The following is a 19,446-nucleotide window of genomic DNA, read 5'->3' on the forward strand; positions in this document are numbered from 1 at the left end:
TCTTGAGCTTTTTTTATGCTCCAAATAATTATATCTTTATCCTCATAATAAAGTACGTTTTTATCACATGATTCAAAAATCATTTCTAAGAAAAACACTCTTTACTCTTACCTTTTTACCTTTATTTTCGTATAGCCAAGAATCGAAAAGTTCGGATGATTTATTTCAAGAAGCGCGTCACAAAGCTTTCGAAGAAAAAGATTATACAACTGCCAAGAAACTTGCATTACAAGCTTTAGATCAATCGCCAGAATATACAGATATCGCTGTTTTTTTGGGACGAATATATACGTGGAATGATGAAACCGAAGAAGCGAGAAAAGTTTTTCAGAATGTTGAAAAAAACATGGATCCCTCTACCGATTTCTATTTAGCTTACACATCACTTGAATATTGGAATGATAATTATACAGAAGCCGTTTCTATTATTGATCGTGGATTAATTAAATATCCTAAAAATGAAGAATTATTGTTATTGAAAGCTAAAGTTCTTAATTCGAATAATGCTTATGAAGAAGCTTCAAAAACAATCAAAGAATTATTAGCGATCAATCCTAAAAATACTGAAGCACGTGAATTAGCAAATCGAATCGAAATCAATAATACTAAAAATGCAATTAGTGTAAATTATAATTACTCACATTTTGACAAGCAATTTGCAGATGATTGGCATCAAGTTTCGGTTAGTTATAAAAGACAAACTTCGATAGGTTCATTGGTCTTTAAAGTAAATTACGCAAACAAATTTAAAGATAACGGTGTTCAATATGAAGTAGAAGCTTATCCAAGACTTTCTAATACATTTTACATGTACGTTGGTGGTGGATATTCCGATAGTGATGGAATTTTCCCTAAATATCGCACAGGAGCCTCTCTTTACGCTAATTTACCTAAAAGTTTTGAAGCCGAGTTAGGTTATCGTCAACTTCATTTTTCGGATGATGTTTGGATGTTTACAGGATCAATTGGAAAATATTATAAAAATTATTGGTTCAATTTACGTGCATTTGTGACACCAAGTAACAACAATATTTCACATTCGTATACATTCACAATGCGTTATTATACGGGCGATGCAAACAATTATTTAAGCTTAGCGATTGGTACAGGTATTTCGCCTGAAGATTTTAACAACAATCTTTTAGAGGATACAACTTACAAATTGAAGTCCTTCAAAATTGGAGCAGATTATAATTTTTCAATCAATGATTTAAATTTAATTTCAATTGGTGCAAATTATTACAATCAAGAATATCGTCCAAATCAAAAAGGAAATCAATTTGATATAAGTGTCTCGTACAGCCGAAAATTCTAATTGATATAATGATTAAATATAGAATCAGGAACCATTTTTTGAGTATTTTTCAAAGAATGGTTTTTTGTTTTAAAGCTTTTCAATCGATTTTTCAACTCTGTTTCCATTTTCGAATTTTGTTCAACATCTTCTGTTAAATTCTTTTCGATTCGATATAATTTCCCTCCCGATAAATGATAATTCTGGAAAACATAATCATCCAAAATATTTTTATTTTGCATTAATGGAACGCCTTGTTTTCTATAATTTGCTTTACCGTTTTCTAAATTCTGTCCCATCCAAGTCACATAATTCGGTAATTTCATTTGATACGAATCTCTAAAATATGTCACAAAAGTCGGTGCAACATCAAAATGCGTTACAATGTTTGACATCTTTTTCGGTGTCTTTAACAAAGGAGAATAGACAATTATCGGAACATGAAAACGATCGATCTTTGTTTCCATCGGAACTTCAGGCATTCGATGATCTCCAGTAATCACAAAAATAGTTTGATTAAAATCTGAACGTTTTTGATATGCTTCAAAAAAGTTTTTTACTGCTTCATCAACACTCAAAAAAGTAACCAATTGTTGTTTATACTTTTTTACTGTCGTCAAAGTCGACGCATCATAATTTCGTGATTTAATCAACGTTTCAAACTGCTTATTATATTTCTCAACATTGTTTATTAAGAAAGGACTATGCGTCGCTAACGTCATCAAAACATTAAAATATGGTTGATTATTTTCTTTCTGCGTTACTAAATATTTTTTGAACACTGAATGATCGTCAAATCCCCAAGAAAATCCATTATTTGATGGAATTTTAGCATAATTATTTTCGTAATCATTTTCATCAATAATTGTTTCAACACCCGAATAATTCAAATATTTTGACATAAAATCAAAATCAGCATCACCACCGTAAAAATAACCAGTTTTATAACCATTACTTTTTAACAAATTATACAAATTGAAATGTTGAGGTAAGTTTTTTTGTTCCATAAAACCATTTTCAGCAAATGGCAAAGACCCCGTCAATCCAGGTAAAACTCCATATGTTCTTCCCGTCGTGCTTAATCCATTTTCCCAATACAAACTCTTTTTCGAAAGCTGATCGATATATGGTGTAAAAGAACCTAAATATGCAACTTCGTTACTAAAAGCTCGTCCCAAACCTTCAATCACATTAAAAACAACATTCGGTTTTTCTGTTGTTAGATTAAATTGATCCGCGAAGAAATTTTTATTCTCATCTTGATACAAAAATGGATAATTAGTTTTATCAAAATAATGTCGATTATCTTCTTTATTTGAACTCGAATTTGAGTTTAAAAAATCAATTTCCGAAAGTTTATCTTCTGCATATTGTTCAAACGAATTTGAGAAAAAATAAGACGACTTACTCAAAATTAGATTAGATGAAAACTCATCATTTTGAGTACTTTTCAAATACAAATTAATTGGAATAATAAACGATAAAAAACTCAAAACTATTAATGGAAATTGAAGAAATTTTTGATTGATTTTTAATCTATAACTGTAAATAAAAATCGTTGTTAAAATAGCAATTGCAACGATTGACAAAAGAATGTTTGTAATATTTACAACGCCTGATGCACCAATAATTAATTTCAATTCTTCGAACGTATAAGAAAACAAATCTGAACCTAATAAATTGAGCGTTGTTTGAAAATATTTAATCAATAAAACATTTGAAATAATTAAAAAAGAATACGCAAAAACGATCCATTTTTTTGCCCAACTTATCGAATAAAATTGCAGTAAAAAATATATAAAACTTACAACAAAAATACTATCTAAAGCAAAAACGATATTATGTACGAATAAGTCAAAAAATAAAGTTTGATTAGAAGTTGTTGTAAGATTTTCTTGATAAAGATAAAATTCAAGAATTGTTGACAATCCAAAAAGTAACAAATAAACCAATGAAATGAACGTAGTTTGCTGAATTAAATTAATGAATCCAAGTTTCAGTTTTTGCCAAATAGATAATTCTTTCGATTGATTTCCACCAAAACCTTGTCGCGTCATTTCTCCCCACGAATTATTTTTCAGAAAGAAATCCTTCACCCCTTTCACGCCTGCCATCACAACAAACGGATGAAATGTAAACGGCTCTATAAACGCCGTAAAAAATAATTTCGGAATATCGCCTTTTTTGTGATAAACATTATACGTCATCAAATCAATCAGAATGGCATAAATCGAATATAATATTCCATAAAGCAACACAAAAGCCATTAAAGGAAAGAAAATATGCCAATTAATAAATCCTAAAAAGAATAAAACTACGAAAATGATCCAACCAATGTATTCGATAATCGGTCCTAAAAATTCGAAGAAAAACCAATACGGATAACTCATCATTCCAAGTTTTCCATATTTAGGATTGAAAAATAAAATACGATGTTTCCACAATGTTTCTATCGTTCCACGCATCCAACGATTGCGTTGTTTGGTCAAAATTTCTTTACTTTCTGGCACTTCGGTCCAACAAAGCGGATCGGGAATATTCACCACTTTATAGGCCAATTTTTGTTCGTGCATATAACGTCTCATTCGCACAACAAGCTCCATATCTTCGCCAACTGTATTGTGATCGTAACCGCCACACTGGAGTACAATTTCACGATCAAAAGCACCAAAAGCACCCGAAATCAGCATCAAACCATTGGCGCGCGACCACGCCATTCTTCCCAAAAGAAATGCTCGAATGTATTCTAACGCTTGCGCTCTTCCTAAACGAGTTTTTGGCAAATTAACATCGACAATTTTTCCGTCAACAATGGTACAATTATTCGCCAAACGAATAACTCCTCCACATGCAATTACTTTTGCTTTTGCTTCATCCATAAACGGTTTTGCTAGCTTCAGAATCGCATCTTGTTCTAAAATACAATCGACATCAATACAAACAATATAATCGTTTGTTGCAATATTAATTCCGACATTTAGCGCATCCGATTTTCCTCCATTTACTTTGTCAACAATAATTAATTTCTTGAAAACAGGATTTATACTTTTATAAATCGCATTAATTGGTTTCGTTTCTATATTTCCTTCAACGAAATAATCAATTTTAATCAAATCATACGCTTCTATTAATCGTTGCAACGAATCATCTTTGGAACCATCATTTACAATAATAATTTCGAGTTGATTGTAATACAACGACAACAAAGAACGCACGTTCTCCACAATCGTTGCACCTTCATTATAAGCGGGCGCAATAAGGCTAAAAGTTGGCGCATTGGGCGATGTTGCAATAAGCGAATAATCTGTAAAACTGTTTTTTCGGATATAAGATTTTATCGCTCCTTTTGCGTAAAAACCTATCCATCCATACACTAAAATTAATAGGACTGAGTAAAAAAGGAAGCCGTAAATAAAAAAATCGAAAGCCGTTTCTAGCCAATTCATGATTAGTTTTCTTGGATAATTTGATTAATAATTTGTTTTAATTCAGGAGAGTTTGATTGATGTGCAAGTTTTTGTAAATCGGTTTTTGAACAACAATTATTTAACGCTTTTACACTTGCTTTTTTGATAGAAAATGAAGGATTTTCCTTTGCTTGAGTTTCTAAAAATGTGTTGTTTTCTGGATTAGAAATTTTATCTAAGGCTTTTAAAATTTGAATTTGAAACTTTTCGTTACACGTTTGATATTGTTCAATCAATAGCTTTGAAGTTGAATCATCTTCGATTCTGACTAATGTTTTAATCGTTTCTTCCACAACTTTTTCATCAGAAACATGCAAATTATCTGCGACCAAATCGTGCATTTGCAACAATTGAAACTTGCGAATTAATTTCATAGCAAGAATTTTTACACTTTGATTAGGTGATTTTAACCAACTCGAAATTATGATATCAACCTCATCATTATTCGGTAAAATTGTAATTGCATCCAACAACTTCAATTGCTGCCAATCCGTCAATTGCTCCTGTAAATTGTCTAAAAAAAATAATCCTTCGAAACCCGAAAATTTTGCTAAACCATATTGCGCTTCAGATCGAACTAAATCATTTTTATGTTGTAACATACTTTTGATTTTCGGTAAAGTTTCAACATGATTCATCGCCGTAACTTCCTGTATTGCTTCTGCAATTTCATGATTTTTTTGACTATTTAATTTCTGTAAGGATATTTTTTTTAATTGATAATGGTCAAATAAATTTTGAATACTTTCTTTTGAATTTCCAGAAAAATTTTGTTCCGCTTTTAGTAATTTTTTGATAAAATAATGTTTGAATGAACTTGATTTCAAATAATCCGTAAAATCAGTATTCGAATTGGATTGATCATCCAAAATTGTTTCATAAATTTCTTGATCAATAATAGCATTCCACTTATTTTTCTTTGTAATGATTTTATATTCAATTATACTTGTCAATAACGTATAAATAATTGTCAAAAAAAGTAAAATAAGTAGAACGTAGATTCCTACGATTAACTCGGTATAGGTTATAATTTGTAGGATAATCATGCTTTTATTTTAGTAATTTCTTCACGCGAACAGACAATTCAATAGGACTAAATGGTTTCACCATAAAATCATTTGCCCCCAAATTAAATGCTTCCACTACCACATCTTCTTGCCCTAAAGAAGACAAAATAATCATTGGTGTTTCGGAATTCTTACTTTTTCTAACAGCACTAATAATCTCCAAACCAGACGCAAAAGGCATCATAATATCGGTAATAATCAAATCAATATCTTCAGTCTCAATCTTACTGATTGCTTCTTTTCCATTTCGTGTTAAAACAACTTTGTAACCTTCTTTTTTCAGTTTGTGCTCAATTGTTTTTAAAATCAATTCATCGTCTTCGGCAATTAAAATCTGCATAATATTGGTTTTTAAATATTTTTTAAATAGTTAATAACTAATTCTATTTCGGTTTTTACTTTAATAATCAGCTGGTTTTCTTGTAGGTAATTGATTGAAGTTGATTTTTCTATTTGTTCGGTTAAATCAGCCAAAATTGTTAGTCCAGCAGTTTTTGCTGTTCCTTTTACTTTATGACCTAATTGATTTAATCCTTCTAAATTTTGTTTGTTGGAATAAGTTTCAAATTCTAGGATAGATTTTTCTAACTCATTAATAATTATTTCTATAAATGTTTTTCTAAACGATTCGTCTTCTTTCGTATAATTATTTATCATCGAAAGATCAAGGTGATTTCCAAAATCATTGGTTTCAATCTTTTCATATTGAGAAAAGTCTAACCATTTTTCTAGGACATCAAAAATATCTTTTTCTCGAATTGGTTTTGCTAAGAAGTCATTCAATCCTGCATCAAGACATTTTTCTTTTTCGCCTTTTACATTTCCCGCTGTCACTGCTATAATCGGAGTTTCTTGAAAATTGTTTAATAAACGAATAACCTTAGTTGCTTCAATACCATTCATTTCTGGCATTTGAATATCCATCAAGATTAAATCGACTTTATTTTCTTGACAAATCGACACTGCTTCCACACCATTTGCAGCTGTATATAAAATAGAATTTGGCGCAATATTTTTTATAATCTGCTGATTTAAAGCCATATTAACTAGTCTCTCCTTAAACTACTTATAATTTACTGATTATTAGTATTTTGGGTTTAAAAAGTTTGTTTTTTATTGCAAGAATTTGTATCTTAGAGCTTTAAAACCTTGCAAATATGTTGGGGAAAAATCCAGAAAAGAAGCCAGAATTATTCCGCCCAATGTTGGTGGATTTTATTGACCACGAGCATGAACTTGTTCTACTTTCAGAAAAAATAGATTGGAATTATTTTGAGAAAGAATTTTCGTCCTTGTATTCCAAAGTGGGCAATCCGAGCCATCCGATTCGGTTTATGGTGGGTTGTTTGCTACTGAAACATTTGTATAATTTGGGCGATGAGACGTTGGAAAAAGCCTGGATCATGAATCCTTATATGCAGCATTTTTGTGGCAGGGTTTTCTTTGAACACGAATTTCCTTGTGACCCGAGTAATTTTGTTCATTTCCGAAAAAGAATTGGCGAAAAAGGCATCGAAAAAATCTTTGCCTACAGCGTAAGAATGCACGATGCCAAGACGAACACCTCAAATTTTGTTTTGTCCGATACTACCGTTCAGGAGAATAATACCTCTTTTCCTACCGATGCAAAATTGTGCAAAAAAGTGATCGATTATTGCAACAAAATAGCCGGAAATGAAGGCATAAAACAAAGACAACGCTACACAAAAGTCAGCAAACAAATGGTGCGCAACACCTACAACGGAAAACATCCCAAGCGGGCAAAAGCGGCAAGGAAATCTCAAAGACAGCTCAAAACCATCGCCATGAGACTGATTCGTGAATTGCAACGGAATTTTAATGCAGAACAGCAAGAATTTTATAAAGATTTAATGACATTGTACACCAAGGTTGTCACACAAAAAAGAAACGATGCCGATAAAATTTACAGCATTCACAAGCCTTTTACCCGATGTATTGCCAAAGGAAAAGCGCATAGCCAGTATGAATTTGGGAATAAGGTAGGTTTGATAACCACCGCCAACAAAGGCAAGAAAATCATTCTCGGGATTAAAGCATTTTTGCAAACTCCTTACGATGGTCACACCATAGAACCACTTTTGGAACAGATGGAAACCGGTGGTCAAAAGCTCCCAAAAGAACTCGTTTACGATAGAGGTGGCAGAGGAAAATCAGAAATAAAGGGCGTGAAAATCTCCATCCCAAGCACTCCAAGAAAAAAAGACACTGCTTATCAAAAGCAGACAAAGCGCAAAAAATTTAGAACCAGAGCGGCAATAGAACCTATCATCGGACATTTAAAAACCGATTTTAGGCTGGCAAAAAATTACTTCATGGGAGAAACGGGACCACAAATCAATGCATTACTAGCTGCAACCGCTTGGAACATGAAGAAAATGATGGAACTACTGAAACAGAAAATTATTATCTTATTTTATAAGATACAAATTATGCTGTTTTCTAATCCTGTTTTTAAAAATAAATTAAATAGTGGGTTTTGTTAAGGAACGACTAACTAAATTATCATCAGCAATTAAAATGTGAAATTGTTTCGAAAAATCTTGCGAAATTTCTTCTTGATTTTCAATTTCTATGGTTTGAATTTCTTTCGAATCAATAATCGTTTTACGCAGCGTATCAAACAATTCTTCAGACTTAATTGGTTTTAATAAACGCGAAGTTATTCCCAATTCTTTTGCTTTCTGAATTAGATATTCATCCTCAGAAGAACTATGCAATAATACTAAAGGAGTTTTTGTGTTCTTTGTTATAAAATACTCTTTTATTTTCTGAATTGTTTCTAAACCATTCAAAACTGGCATGTGATAATCCATCAAAATAACATCGTAAATATCACCATTCAAAACTTTCTGAAGCGCTTCCATTCCATTATTCGCAATATCAGATGTTATATTTTTGAACTTCAACATATGTTGCAAAATCATTTGATTACTTTGATTATCATCTACAATCAACACATGATTTATTTCGTCCAAATGATCAAATTGTTGCTCAATATTATATTCGTAATCAACTTCTAAATCAAAGAAAAATGTAGAACCTTTATCTATTTCGCTTTGCAATTCTAGATGACTTCCGAAATAATTTAATAATTTATTCGAAATTGTTAAACCTAAACCTGTTCCTCCGAAACGTTTGCTAACAGTACTATCTTCTTGTGTAAATGCATCAAAAATCTTGGCTTGTTTTTCTGGTTTTATCCCAATTCCTGTATCACGAACAGAGAATCTCAGTTTTGCTTTTTCTCCTTTCACAATTGGTTCAACTGGACTAATTTTTAGTTCTATTTCTCCACTATCCGTAAATTTCACAGCGTTTCCAAGTAGATTAATTAACACTTGTTTCAATCGAGCTTCGTCAATCCAAATAAATTGAGGTAAATTATTATCTATATTCAACAACAATTCAATTTTTTTGTTTTCGGCTTGATAAAGAATCACATTGATTACTTGATTTCCTAACTCGAACAGATTATTTTTTTCTATCGAAACATCCATTCGACCTGATTCAATTTTAGAGAAATCTAAAATGTCATTTATTATTGACAATAATGAATTTGCAGAATCATTAATAAAATTCAAATATTGTTTTTGAGTTGGATTAAGCGGCGTTTTCAACAATAAATCAGAGAAACCAATCACACCATTTAACGGCGTTCGAATCTCGTGACTCATATTGGCTAAAAACTCTGACTTTGCTTTACTAGCAATATCAGCATTCTTTTTGGCTTTTTTAAGTTCTTTATTTTTCTTGACAGATTCTGTTATATTTTGCGAAAACATGATCAAACCGCCAATCTGTTTTTTATTGATATACCAAGGATGAATTGCCCACGAATAGTGTTGATCCGTATCATATTTTGGTGTGCGATAAATAGTATCTTCATTCGAATAATTTTCGCCTTGCAAACAAGCCTCATAAATCGCTTTTCTTTCTGCTGGAACATTGTACATTTCATAATGAGATTTTCCAATAACATTTTTCTTTTTCATTGCAAATTCATCACACCATTGATTACTTAATGTTAGATAATTCATTTCACTATCAAACATTGCAACAGAAGCTGGTACATGATTAATAAACGTTTCAAAAATAGCTTTTTGTCTTGTCAACTCTAACGTATAACGTTTTCTCTCATTAATATCCTGAAAAATTCCAAAAACACTAACACATTCTCCGTTTACGAATTCTGGAATCCCTTTACATCTTACCCAAATTGTTTTTCCTTTTTGGGTAACAATCTGCAACTCCATATCATATTCGATTCCTTTTTCTACCGCATCTCTAAAGGCTTTCTTTATTTTTGGATAACTACTTTTTGCTTCATAAAAATTGAGTGCAGTTTCTACATTTGGTTCATAATCTGGTTCAACTTCATGGATTTTTTTCGTTATATCAGCCCAAATTAATTTTCGCTTCACTAAATCATATTTCCAACCTCCTACATTCGCAACTTCGTACGTATGATCTAGCAACTGACGAACACGATTAAGATCTCTTTCCAACAAAGTCCTTTGTGTCATATCCACAGCAGTACTCATTACAACAGGATTTCCTTCGTTATCTTTGTCCAAAATATTACTGTATAACCAATATGTTAACGAGCCATCTTTCTTAATCAAGCTCATCAAACCAGAATCTTGCTTTTTATTCAAAATCGTCTCTATATAGGTTTGATATTCTTTTTGATTAGATTTTGGAATTATTTTTTTCAGATTCAAATCTTTTGCCTCATTTTCTGAATAGCCCATAGATTCTAATCCTGTCTTATTTATAGACAAAATATTTCCATCCAAATCATGAATTGTCATTAAACCAAGCGAAGAATTGAAGAAATTTCTAAACTTACGTTCGCTATTTTCTAATTCTACTTTTTTCGAATTTTCAAGCGTAATATCTCGACCAAAGAAAAAGATTTCGTTATCAATTTTCAAGTTAGATTTTGTATACCATTCCACTAACTTCCCTTCTTGAGATTCCGGAGAACACATCAAACATTTAAAATTGATTGAATCTGTATTATTTTTAAGATTTGATAAATACGTATTAACTTTCTTCTTATCTTTTTCCGAAACAAAATCTAAAAAGTTTTCTGCAATAATTGTCTTTTCATCTTTTATTCCTAAAACCTCTTTAAAAGAAGGATTTATAGATTTTAGAACACCATTAATATCGGCAACTCCAATAAGATTATTAGATATTTTATAGATATTTTGAAAGTAAGAAGCGTCTTTTTTTCGCTTTTTACTAACCAATAATTTGGTAATATTTTTCCCAAGTTGAATCAATAAATTACGTTGTTTATCGTCTAACGTTCTTGGATAATGGTCGTTTACACACAATGTTCCCAACGCATTTCCATTATCATCAATCAACGGAACACCAGCATAGAACTGAATATTTGCAGCTTTTACACCAGCAATATTTTTTGCAGGTTCAAATTTCGTCACATCATCAATCACCAAAATTTCATTTTCTACCAAAGAAAATTGACATATCGTTTGTTGACGCGGAACAATATCTACCTCGATTCCACAATTTGCTTTAATCACTTGATAGTTTTCATCAAAAACAGAAACTAACGCAATTGGCGCATTACAAATCAAACTCGCAGCATTTGCAAAAACTTCTAATTCTTCGTCTTTATCATGCGCTTGTAAATTATAATCGTAAACCGCTTGCAATCTTTGCTTTTCGTTCGTTGGGATGGGATAATTTTCCATTTAAATAATAGCTATTTTAAAGGAAAGTAGAGGTGGTTAAAGATATTACATAAATCCAAATATTCGAAATCAATTATTTCTAAAAATCAAACCAACCTTTTTATTCATAAAATCATCTCTATTATAAATCTAAACTTTAAAAAATATGAAAATCACAATCTCAACCCCATGCAAAGAAAAATTACGAGATGATAATTTTTGCGCAAAATGTCAACATAAAATTACTGACTTTTCTAACTTGACAAATGACGAAATTTCGAATGAATTTCAGAAAAAAAATGTTCATTGTGGTATTTTTCATCCAAGCCAATTAGGTCAAAATCTTTTCAAGAAAACGATTTCTAATGTTATGATTTTTTCTGCTTTAGGATTAATGAGTACTTCATCAAAAGCTCAAAAACATAATATAGCTTGTCATGATAATCCATTCCCAATCAATAATTCTATAGAAAATGAATCGATTGAATTTAAAATAATTGTTGCAAAAAGTTCTAATTCTAGAATTCAAGAGTTTTCTACTTTCCGATTATTGATTAATGGTGAATTGATAGAACAAACTTTAAAAGTTGGTGAAGAATACACTATAAAATGCGATATCCAAAAAGGTTTACCAATTGATATTCGATTAGCTTCAAACGAAAATATATCGGACATTACAAAAAGTTATACGAAACAAAATTTACCTAAAAAACTGAAATTTAACACAAGTGATTTTGAGTTAAAAGGAAAAATTACAGGTGAAATTGTAACTACTCCGACAATACAAGGAATAATTGCTATTAAAAAATAGTTTTTTTGCTTTTATGATTATTTTCTTACCTTGCTAACACAAAAGGGAATCGAGTGCAAATCTCGAGCTGTCGCGCAACTGTAAGTAGAGAAAAACTATAAGCCAGACCACTTTTTAGATGATGCTTTCGCGATTGAAGCTCAATCAAAACTACATGTATTTTATTATTTGTTGAATTGATTGCACTTGATTTCGAAAGCATTTTTTTATTAAAATTTAGTTTAGTATAAAATGCAAAAAGAAGAAATTCAACACATTATTGATCTTAAAACAAAACCGCTTGGAGCTTTAGGTTTATTAGAAAAAATCGCACTTAAAATTAGTTTGGTTCAACAAAAAAAACAGTTAGAATTAATACAACCTCATCTAATTGTTTTCGCAAGCGATCACGGAATTGCACAATCTGGTGTTAGTGCGTATCCTGCGGAAGTTACGCCTCAAATGGTTTTTAATTTTCTAAATAATGGAGCGGCGATTAATGTTTTTTGCAATCAAAATAAGATTGATTTAACCATTGTTGACGCTGGTGTGAATTATGATTTCGAAGATTATTCGGTTTTGAAAAATTGTAAAGTGACCAAATCAACCAAAAATTTCTTGTACGAACCTGCCATGACCTTAGATCAATTGGAACAATGTTTTGATTACTCGAAGACAATTGTGGACGAAATCGCTCAAAACGGAACAAATATTATTGGTTTTGGCGAAATGGGAATTGGGAACACTTCTTCTGCATCGATGCTTGTACATTATTTAACCGATTTACCTCTCGCACAATGTGTAGGACGCGGAACAGGTTTGAATGATGAGCAATTACAGAATAAAATCAATATTCTAAATGAAGCGAAGAATACACATGAGAAAATTAATGATCCAAAACAAATTTTAGCCACTTTTGGAGGTTTTGAAGTTGCTCAAATGACAGCTGCAATGTTATCTGCTTACGAACATAATATGTTGTTGATGATTGATGGCTATATTGCTTCGGCTGCGTTTTTGGTTGCGTCTAAATTGAAACCAGAAATTCTAAATAATGCTATTTTTTGTCATCAAAGTGATGAATCTGGGCATCAATATTTGTTGAATTATTTCAACGAAGAACCAATTCTGAAAATCAATTTACGTGTTGGCGAAGGAACAGGTTGCGCATTGGCTTATCCAATTATCAAAAGTGCAGTGAATTTCTACAATGATATGGCGAGTTTCGAATCAGCAGGCGTGAGTAACAAAGAAACTCAAGTAGAATGCTAAAAAAAGAAATCACTTATTTTTTAACAGCGTTGATGTTTTTTACACGAATTCCAATTCCGTTCAAAATTCCATACAGCAACGAAATTATGAATCAATCACAGAAATATTATGCGGCAATTGGTTTATTGGTTGGTATTTTTAATGCATTAATTTATACGATTTGTCAGTTTATTTTACCAGTTGATATCGCCATTATTATCACAATGATTGCAAGCGTTTTACTGACTGGCGCCTTTCATGAAGACGGTTTTACAGATGTTTGTGATAGTTTCGGAGGTGGTTATGGTAAAGAAAAAATCTTGATGATTATGAAAGATAGCCGAATTGGAGCTTATGGTGTAATAGGCGTTATCTTATTATTATTATTAAAATTCACATCACTTCAACACATTGCCGAAAATAACTTTTGGTTGATGATTTTCAGCTTGATCGCAGCACATTCGGTTAGTCGCTTTTTTTCTGGAATGATGATTTACACCCACGAATATGTAACAGATATTGACAAAAGTAAATCGAAACCGATGGCAAATAAAGCACTTCCGATAAAAAATCTTGTCATTAGTTTTCTTTTCTGTCTTGTGCCTTTTATTGTTTTTGGCGAATGGAAATTCTTGTTGATTTTACCACTTTGTTACACAGGAAAAGTTTATTTAGGCTGGTATTTCAAAAAATATATTGGCGGATATACGGGCGATTGCTTGGGAACTGTGCAACAAGTTACCGAAGTTTTGTTTTATCTTGGTATTTTAATTCTATGCAAGTTTCTGTAATTCGACATACAAAAGTTAATGTTCCTTCATCAGTTTGTTACGGGCAAACTGATGTGGAATTAACTGACTCTTTTCATCAAGAAGTGGTACAAATTCATACTAAACTTGAAAACGATTTTGAGGTAATTTTTTCAAGTCCGTTAAGTCGTTGTCAACGATTGGCAGAAACTTTCTCGAATGAAATTATTTTTGATGATCGATTAAAAGAATTCAATTTTGGAGATTGGGAAATGAAATCATGGAACGAAATTCCTTCGGAAGAGATAGAACCTTGGTACGACGATTTTGTCAAAACTAAAACGCCAAATGGCGAATCGATGCAAGAAATGTCTGCCCGTTTTTTTGATTTTATGGACGAATTACGAAATGCTCAATACGAAAAAGTATTAATTGTTGCGCATGGTGGAATCATTCGTTTGATGTGGTGTTATTTGTTGCAAATTCCAATCAAAAATGCATTCAAAATTCCTGTAAATTATGGCGAAATATTTCAGTTTAATTTAGGAAAAACGAATGAAGAAGATTTTATTTTGAGAAAAGAATAGATTACAAACATTTTATCTTTTCTAACGACTTCCATTCATGCTCGATATTTGTCATAAGAATTGCATTATCAAACTGAACAGAACCTTTTGGGAAAATCGTTTCATCTTCAAAAAAGCTTGATTTTACATGTGAAACTTCCAAAGGTTCTACTTCCCAATTATAGGTTTCGAGTTTTAAACCTTCAAAATTATTTCCATTTGGAGAATAACCGACAGAACCATACTCGAAGAATTTTGACACCTCATCCAACGTTTCGAAAATCGAATTAGAATTAAATTCAAAAGCTTTTTTAGCATCAATTTCAATTCGTGTATCGTCAGAACTCGTGAAATCTAAATGATAATTATCGTTTTCTTCTATAACATTAAACTTCGCAAAATAATGTTTGCCAGGAAAAACTCGACCACCAACAAGTGCATTCAATTTTAGCGAAGTATCTCGCCTCGGAATATATACACCTTCTTTTGTCACGCCATTTTCATCCCATTCAACCGCAATTCGATGCGCTGCATTTTCAGAATTCACTCCTACAAAATCAGGCAAACCTTTTGGTTTTATATCTTTCAATCGGATCAAACAAATTCCTGCAATTGCTTTTCCTTTGTACAATTTTAGACGAAAAGGTCGGGGCAAAATCTTCTCAATATAGTGTGGTTCTACACAAAAATTGATTAACATTCTGCGTTCTATAATACCATGAATTGTAGGAATTTTCATAACTCTATTTTATTATTTTCAACAAATTCATTAATAATTGATTTGAGATTTCGTGTTACATCAAACTCTAAAATATTTTTTACTGACATCAAGCTTTCTATTTTCCAAGCGTCATTTATAGAATTATATGAATCTAATTTAGAAACTAAATTTTGATAAAAAATATCGTCTCCAATTTCCATTTCAAGTTTATTTATAAATTCATTTATTGTAATCGATTCTTCGGGCCAATCATTTTCTGCATCAAAAAGTTTAATTGCAATCGTAAAATCTACTTTCGACTTGAAATTATTTCTTTCAATTAGTATTAATAACTCATCAAATGTCATTCAAATTATATTTTTCCCTAATTTCTCAAAAAAAATCAACAAGTCAAATATTTCAAAATTAATTTATTAGAAAAAAGTTGTAAAATTTATTCGAAAAACACTTGCAAAAGTAATATTAATGACCTTATATTTGCACTCACAACGCGGGAATAGCTCAATTGGTAGAGCGTCAGCCTTCCAAGCTGAATGTTGCGAGTTCGAGTCTCGTTTCCCGCTCTTTGAAATATTAAATTCAAAAATCAAATTTTGCCTTGGTGGTGGAATTGGTAGACACGCAGGACTTAAAATCCTGTGTCCATTAGGACGTGCGGGTTCAAGTCCCGCCTGAGGTACTTTTTAATTTGATTTGAAAATTTACGCGGGAATAGCTCAATTGGTAGAGCGTCAGCCTTCCAAGCTGAATGTTGCGAGTTCGAGTCTCGTTTCCCGCTCTGTAAAAGCCGAAGATTAATCTTCGGCTTTTTTTATTTAGAAAAAATTTGATTCCAAAACATAAAAAAACCTTAAACAATAACGTTTAAGGTTTTACTTTTTTATCTAAATTGTTGTCTTATTTCGCTTCTTCAGACAACATTTGTTTGTATTTTTTACCTTCAATTAATCTTTTTTCTGCCCAAATTGTTCCTCCAGGAATAACTGCAGCAACAAAAAAGATCATAAAAATTTTCCAAGACCAATTGTATTTTTCCTTCAATAAATAAACCAATATAATATAAGCTACAAACAATCCTCCGTGTACGCGTCCTGCGTACGTTACCCAAGTCGGATCTTCCCAAATATATTTCATTGGCATTGCGATAAAAAACAAAACTATCGCAGAAATAGCTTCTAAATATCCAGTAATTTTAAATAATTTCAACATTCATCTTAAATTTGAAGTCAAAAATAATTTTTAATTTTCAAATGAACACTAATAGATATCAGTAAAACAAATACTTAACATCTATTTTACACGTTATTATAAGCAACAATGCGATTTTTAGTTTACATATTTCTCTTTTTTTTCCAAACAATTTTGCTTTTTGGGCAAGAAAAAACGTATCATTTTTTTCGTTATAATGATGATTCAAAATCGTATACAAAAGATTTCGAAAGCAAAAATCTTGATTCATCTTTAGATTCGCTTCAAAAAACGGGTTATTATACTTTGACGATTGATTCGATAAAAAATGAAAAAGTTTATCTAAATAAAGGAAAATTGCACCAAACAATTTGGGTGAAGAACAATGAATTGTTCGAAAATAAAAATAATTATTTCCCAACAAATAATTTAGATTCTATTCTAAATAAAATCGCCAAAATCAACACTAATCAAGGTTATCCGTTTGCGCAAATAAAACTTGTTTCGAATGGTTTTGAAGAAAATGAACAGAAAATTGAATTGGTTTTAGACAAAGGAAATCAGCGCAAAATTGATGGTGTAAAATTGGTTGGTTACGAAAAATTATCCAAAGGTTATTTGCGTCATGGACTTAATATAAAAACCGGCGAAGTCTACAATGAACAGAAGTTGGCAACGATTTCGACATTAATGCAACAAACCAATTATATTGCAGAAGCGCAATTACCACAAACTTTATTTAAGCTCGATTCGACGATTTTATATTTGTATCCTCGCAAAGTGAATTCAAATTATTTTGATGGTGTTTTAGGTTTTGGAACTGATGATAACGGCGATTTTAGATTGAACGGAAATGTACAACTTTCGTTAAATAATGTGTTCAATAGTTTAGAGGAAATCAGGTTAAATTGGATTGGAACAGCGAATAAAAATACGTCGTTGAATATTGGTGTTAAAGTGCCTTATTTGTTCAAATCTGCGATTGGTTCGGAAACTAATTTCAAGCTTTTCAAGCAAGATTCTGTTTTTGTGAATTTGGATTTTTCGGAGCGATTATTTTATCAACTCAACCTCAACTCGAATATTGGTGTGAGCGGAATTATACAATCGTCTAACTTTTTGTTGGAAGATGATTCTTATCTAAAATCGAGCTACGACGATTATTCGAAAATTGGTTTTGGTTTGAGTTATCACTATTTCCTGAAACATCCTTTTCGTTTGATGGAAGGAAAATCGATGTTGAATGTTGCGGTAAATTCGATTCGTAAAAAAGAAAAGAATTTTTCGTGGACAGAAGATTTGGAAAATAAAACCGTCAATCAAGTTGAAGTTGGTCTAAAAACGTTTCGTTTGTTCGAATTATCCAAAAAGCATTTCTTAAAAGCTGGTGCAGAGTTTAGAGGTTTACTCACGAAAGACGATGATTTTTCCGAAAACGAATTGTACAGAATTGGTGGTTTCGGGAGTTTTAGAGGTTTTAACGAAGAAAGTATTACGGCAAATATGTACGGATTTCTGAGTGCAGATTATCGTTTTGTTCCAAGCGAAGCTTTTTATATTGGGCTTTTCGCCGATTATGGTTTTATTGATAACAAACGCGCAAATCTGAACACTTCTTTATTAAGTTTAGGAACTGGAATTTCTTTTTTAACGAAAATGGGAATTTTTAATTTGAGTTATGCAGTTGGTAAAACAGACGAAACTTCTTTCGACTTCAAAGAATCTAAAATCCATTTTGGGATATTAAGTCAGTTTTAAAAAAAATATTTTACTTTAATTTCTATAAACATTTAATAATGAAATATTTATCAATTATATTTTTATTTATATCCATAAATAATTTTGCTCAAGAATATATATTCAAAAATACATGTTATTTAGGAGATGATATACATACTCAATCTATTGATACTATAAAATCTAAAGAAAAACTAAATTTATTATTCTATAATAAACACTATGATTCTTATACTCCATCTTTATTTCCAAATCATTTAGTATCAAAGAAGAAAGAAATAAGACCTCTTGTAAACAAAACAAAAGATGGATATATTGTCGAATATTATGATCAAAATAATAGACTAATAAAATATTCTTTCAATAATCAAGCAAGTAATTTTGATGTAGAAATCATTTATTATAACAATAATTATCCTGAATTTATTATTGAACACTTCTTAGATTTACATCATAGTGAGAATTATATAGCATCTATTACTTATGATTTGAAATATAATCAAAGACAAGAACTTATATTTATAAAAATGATTGATAACAATAAATATAGATGTGAATTAGAAAAAATTAATTAATTATTTTTAATTCTATTAATTACTAATATCTAAAACGAGTTCATTTGTAATAAATGTGACATTACATTTATCTAAAACATGTTCGTTTGTAATAAATGTTAACTTACGTTTATCTCAATCATATCTGTTTGCGATGTTCGTCAAGAAGATTTGATTACAAACAAGGTTATTTATAATAAATGTAAGGCTACATTAATCTAAAACATGTCCGTTTGCAATGTCCGTAAAGAAAATTTCATTACAAACAGGTGTGTTTATCCTTTCCCGAGTCCTCGGTTGATCACAAACAAGTCTGTTTTAGCTTACCAAAAGTATTGT

Annotated in this window: 16 protein-coding genes, 3 tRNA genes and 1 riboswitch; of the genes, 11 read left to right on the forward strand and 8 right to left on the reverse strand. The window is 31.0% G+C overall.

Annotated features, from left to right (window positions below; genetic code table 11):
- Nucleotides 1-67: 67 nt before the first annotated feature.
- On the forward strand, nucleotides 68-1,315 hold the full coding sequence (locus tag FH779_RS13640) for a YaiO family outer membrane beta-barrel protein (RefSeq protein WP_180905094.1): 1,248 nt from the start codon (nucleotides 68-70) through the stop codon (nucleotides 1,313-1,315).
- Here FH779_RS13640 and FH779_RS13645 read toward each other — a convergent pair.
- The 4 genes from FH779_RS13645 to FH779_RS13660 are packed head-to-tail and all read right to left on the reverse strand — an operon-like array spanning nucleotide 1,312 to nucleotide 6,869.
- A complete protein-coding gene (locus FH779_RS13645) occupies nucleotides 1,312-4,740 on the reverse strand; it encodes a sulfatase-like hydrolase/transferase (protein WP_180905095.1) in 3,429 nt (1,142 codons plus the stop codon). The genes FH779_RS13640 and FH779_RS13645 overlap by 4 nt on opposite strands.
- Nucleotides 4,741-4,742: 2 nt before the next feature.
- Complete coding sequence (locus FH779_RS13650; RefSeq protein ID WP_180905096.1) at nucleotides 4,743-5,807, reverse strand: HEAT repeat domain-containing protein; 1,065 nt, start codon at nucleotides 5,805-5,807, stop codon at nucleotides 4,743-4,745.
- A gap of 4 nt (nucleotides 5,808-5,811) precedes the next feature.
- Nucleotides 5,812-6,168, reverse strand: coding sequence for a response regulator transcription factor (locus FH779_RS13655; RefSeq protein ID WP_180905097.1), 357 nt, complete (start codon nucleotides 6,166-6,168; stop codon nucleotides 5,812-5,814).
- 11 nt (nucleotides 6,169-6,179) lie between these two features.
- The gene (locus tag FH779_RS13660) at nucleotides 6,180-6,869 is read right to left on the reverse strand and encodes a response regulator (protein ID WP_180905098.1); all 690 of its coding nucleotides are present in this window, start codon (nucleotides 6,867-6,869) and stop codon (nucleotides 6,180-6,182) included.
- Between the two features lie 116 nt (nucleotides 6,870-6,985).
- On the opposite strand from FH779_RS13660, the gene FH779_RS13665 reads away from it, so the two are divergent.
- Entirely contained in the window at nucleotides 6,986-8,332 is a 1,347-nt protein-coding gene (locus FH779_RS13665; protein ID WP_180904470.1) for an IS5 family transposase, read from the forward strand.
- Here the strand turns inward: FH779_RS13665 and FH779_RS13670 are convergent.
- A complete protein-coding gene (locus FH779_RS13670) occupies nucleotides 8,312-11,572 on the reverse strand; it encodes a PAS domain S-box protein (RefSeq protein WP_180905099.1) in 3,261 nt (1,086 codons plus the stop codon). The genes FH779_RS13665 and FH779_RS13670 overlap by 21 nt on opposite strands.
- 145 nt (nucleotides 11,573-11,717) lie before the next feature.
- On the opposite strand from FH779_RS13670, the gene FH779_RS13675 reads away from it, so the two are divergent.
- The 4 genes from FH779_RS13675 to cobC all read left to right on the forward strand — a co-directional run bounded on the left by FH779_RS13675 (nucleotide 11,718) and on the right by cobC (nucleotide 14,928).
- A complete protein-coding gene (locus FH779_RS13675; protein ID WP_180905100.1) occupies nucleotides 11,718-12,362 on the forward strand; it encodes a hypothetical protein in 645 nt (214 codons plus the stop codon).
- 10 nt (nucleotides 12,363-12,372) lie between these two features.
- Nucleotides 12,373-12,493: riboswitch (cobalamin riboswitch) on the forward strand.
- 100 nt (nucleotides 12,494-12,593) lie between these two features.
- Entirely contained in the window at nucleotides 12,594-13,613 is a 1,020-nt protein-coding gene (cobT, locus tag FH779_RS13680; protein WP_180905101.1) for a nicotinate-nucleotide--dimethylbenzimidazole phosphoribosyltransferase, read from the forward strand.
- Nucleotides 13,607-14,383 carry an adenosylcobinamide-GDP ribazoletransferase gene (locus FH779_RS13685; RefSeq protein WP_180905102.1) on the forward strand — a complete coding sequence of 259 codons (777 nt, stop codon included), beginning with the start codon at nucleotides 13,607-13,609 and terminating at the stop codon, nucleotides 14,381-14,383. The genes cobT and FH779_RS13685 overlap by 7 nt, the downstream gene beginning before the upstream one ends.
- Nucleotides 14,368-14,928, forward strand: a complete 561-nt coding sequence (gene cobC, locus FH779_RS13690; protein WP_180905103.1) for an alpha-ribazole phosphatase — start codon at nucleotides 14,368-14,370, stop codon at nucleotides 14,926-14,928. Before FH779_RS13685 ends, cobC begins: the two co-directional genes overlap by 16 nt.
- 1 nt (nucleotide 14,929) lies before the next feature.
- Here the strand turns inward: cobC and FH779_RS13695 are convergent, their stop codons facing one another.
- Together FH779_RS13695 and FH779_RS13700 are read right to left on the reverse strand one after the other, a co-directional pair.
- Nucleotides 14,930-15,646 carry a DUF2071 domain-containing protein gene (locus FH779_RS13695; RefSeq protein WP_180905104.1) on the reverse strand — a complete coding sequence of 239 codons (717 nt, stop codon included), beginning with the start codon at nucleotides 15,644-15,646 and terminating at the stop codon, nucleotides 14,930-14,932.
- A complete protein-coding gene (locus tag FH779_RS13700; RefSeq protein ID WP_180905105.1) occupies nucleotides 15,643-15,975 on the reverse strand; it encodes a hypothetical protein in 333 nt (110 codons plus the stop codon). The genes FH779_RS13695 and FH779_RS13700 overlap by 4 nt, the downstream gene beginning before the upstream one ends.
- Nucleotides 15,976-16,118: 143 nt before the next feature.
- Between FH779_RS13700 and FH779_RS13705 the strand changes: the two genes are divergently transcribed.
- From FH779_RS13705 to FH779_RS13715, 3 genes are all read left to right on the forward strand, one after another.
- Nucleotides 16,119-16,191, forward strand: a tRNA-Gly gene (locus tag FH779_RS13705).
- Between the two features lie 32 nt (nucleotides 16,192-16,223).
- A tRNA-Leu gene (locus FH779_RS13710) sits at nucleotides 16,224-16,307 on the forward strand.
- Between the two features lie 26 nt (nucleotides 16,308-16,333).
- Nucleotides 16,334-16,406 (forward strand) — tRNA-Gly (locus FH779_RS13715).
- A 119-nt stretch (nucleotides 16,407-16,525) separates the two neighbouring features.
- Here FH779_RS13715 and FH779_RS13720 read toward each other — a convergent pair.
- Nucleotides 16,526-16,837, reverse strand: coding sequence for a DUF3817 domain-containing protein (locus FH779_RS13720; RefSeq protein WP_180905106.1), 312 nt, complete (start codon nucleotides 16,835-16,837; stop codon nucleotides 16,526-16,528).
- Nucleotides 16,838-16,945: 108 nt separating this feature from the next.
- On the opposite strand from FH779_RS13720, the gene FH779_RS13725 reads away from it, so the two are divergent.
- Together FH779_RS13725 and FH779_RS13730 are read left to right on the forward strand one after the other, a co-directional pair.
- Complete coding sequence (locus FH779_RS13725; protein ID WP_180905107.1) at nucleotides 16,946-18,574, forward strand: BamA/TamA family outer membrane protein; 1,629 nt, start codon at nucleotides 16,946-16,948, stop codon at nucleotides 18,572-18,574.
- A gap of 38 nt (nucleotides 18,575-18,612) precedes the next feature.
- Nucleotides 18,613-19,128: a hypothetical protein gene (locus tag FH779_RS13730; protein WP_180905108.1), complete on the forward strand. Its 516-nt coding sequence runs from the start codon at nucleotides 18,613-18,615 to the stop codon at nucleotides 19,126-19,128.
- The last annotated feature ends 318 nt before the right edge of the window (nucleotides 19,129-19,446 follow it).

The organism is Empedobacter falsenii (assembly GCF_013488205.1).
Taxonomy (GTDB): Bacteria; Bacteroidota; Bacteroidia; order Flavobacteriales; family Weeksellaceae; genus Empedobacter; species Empedobacter falsenii_C.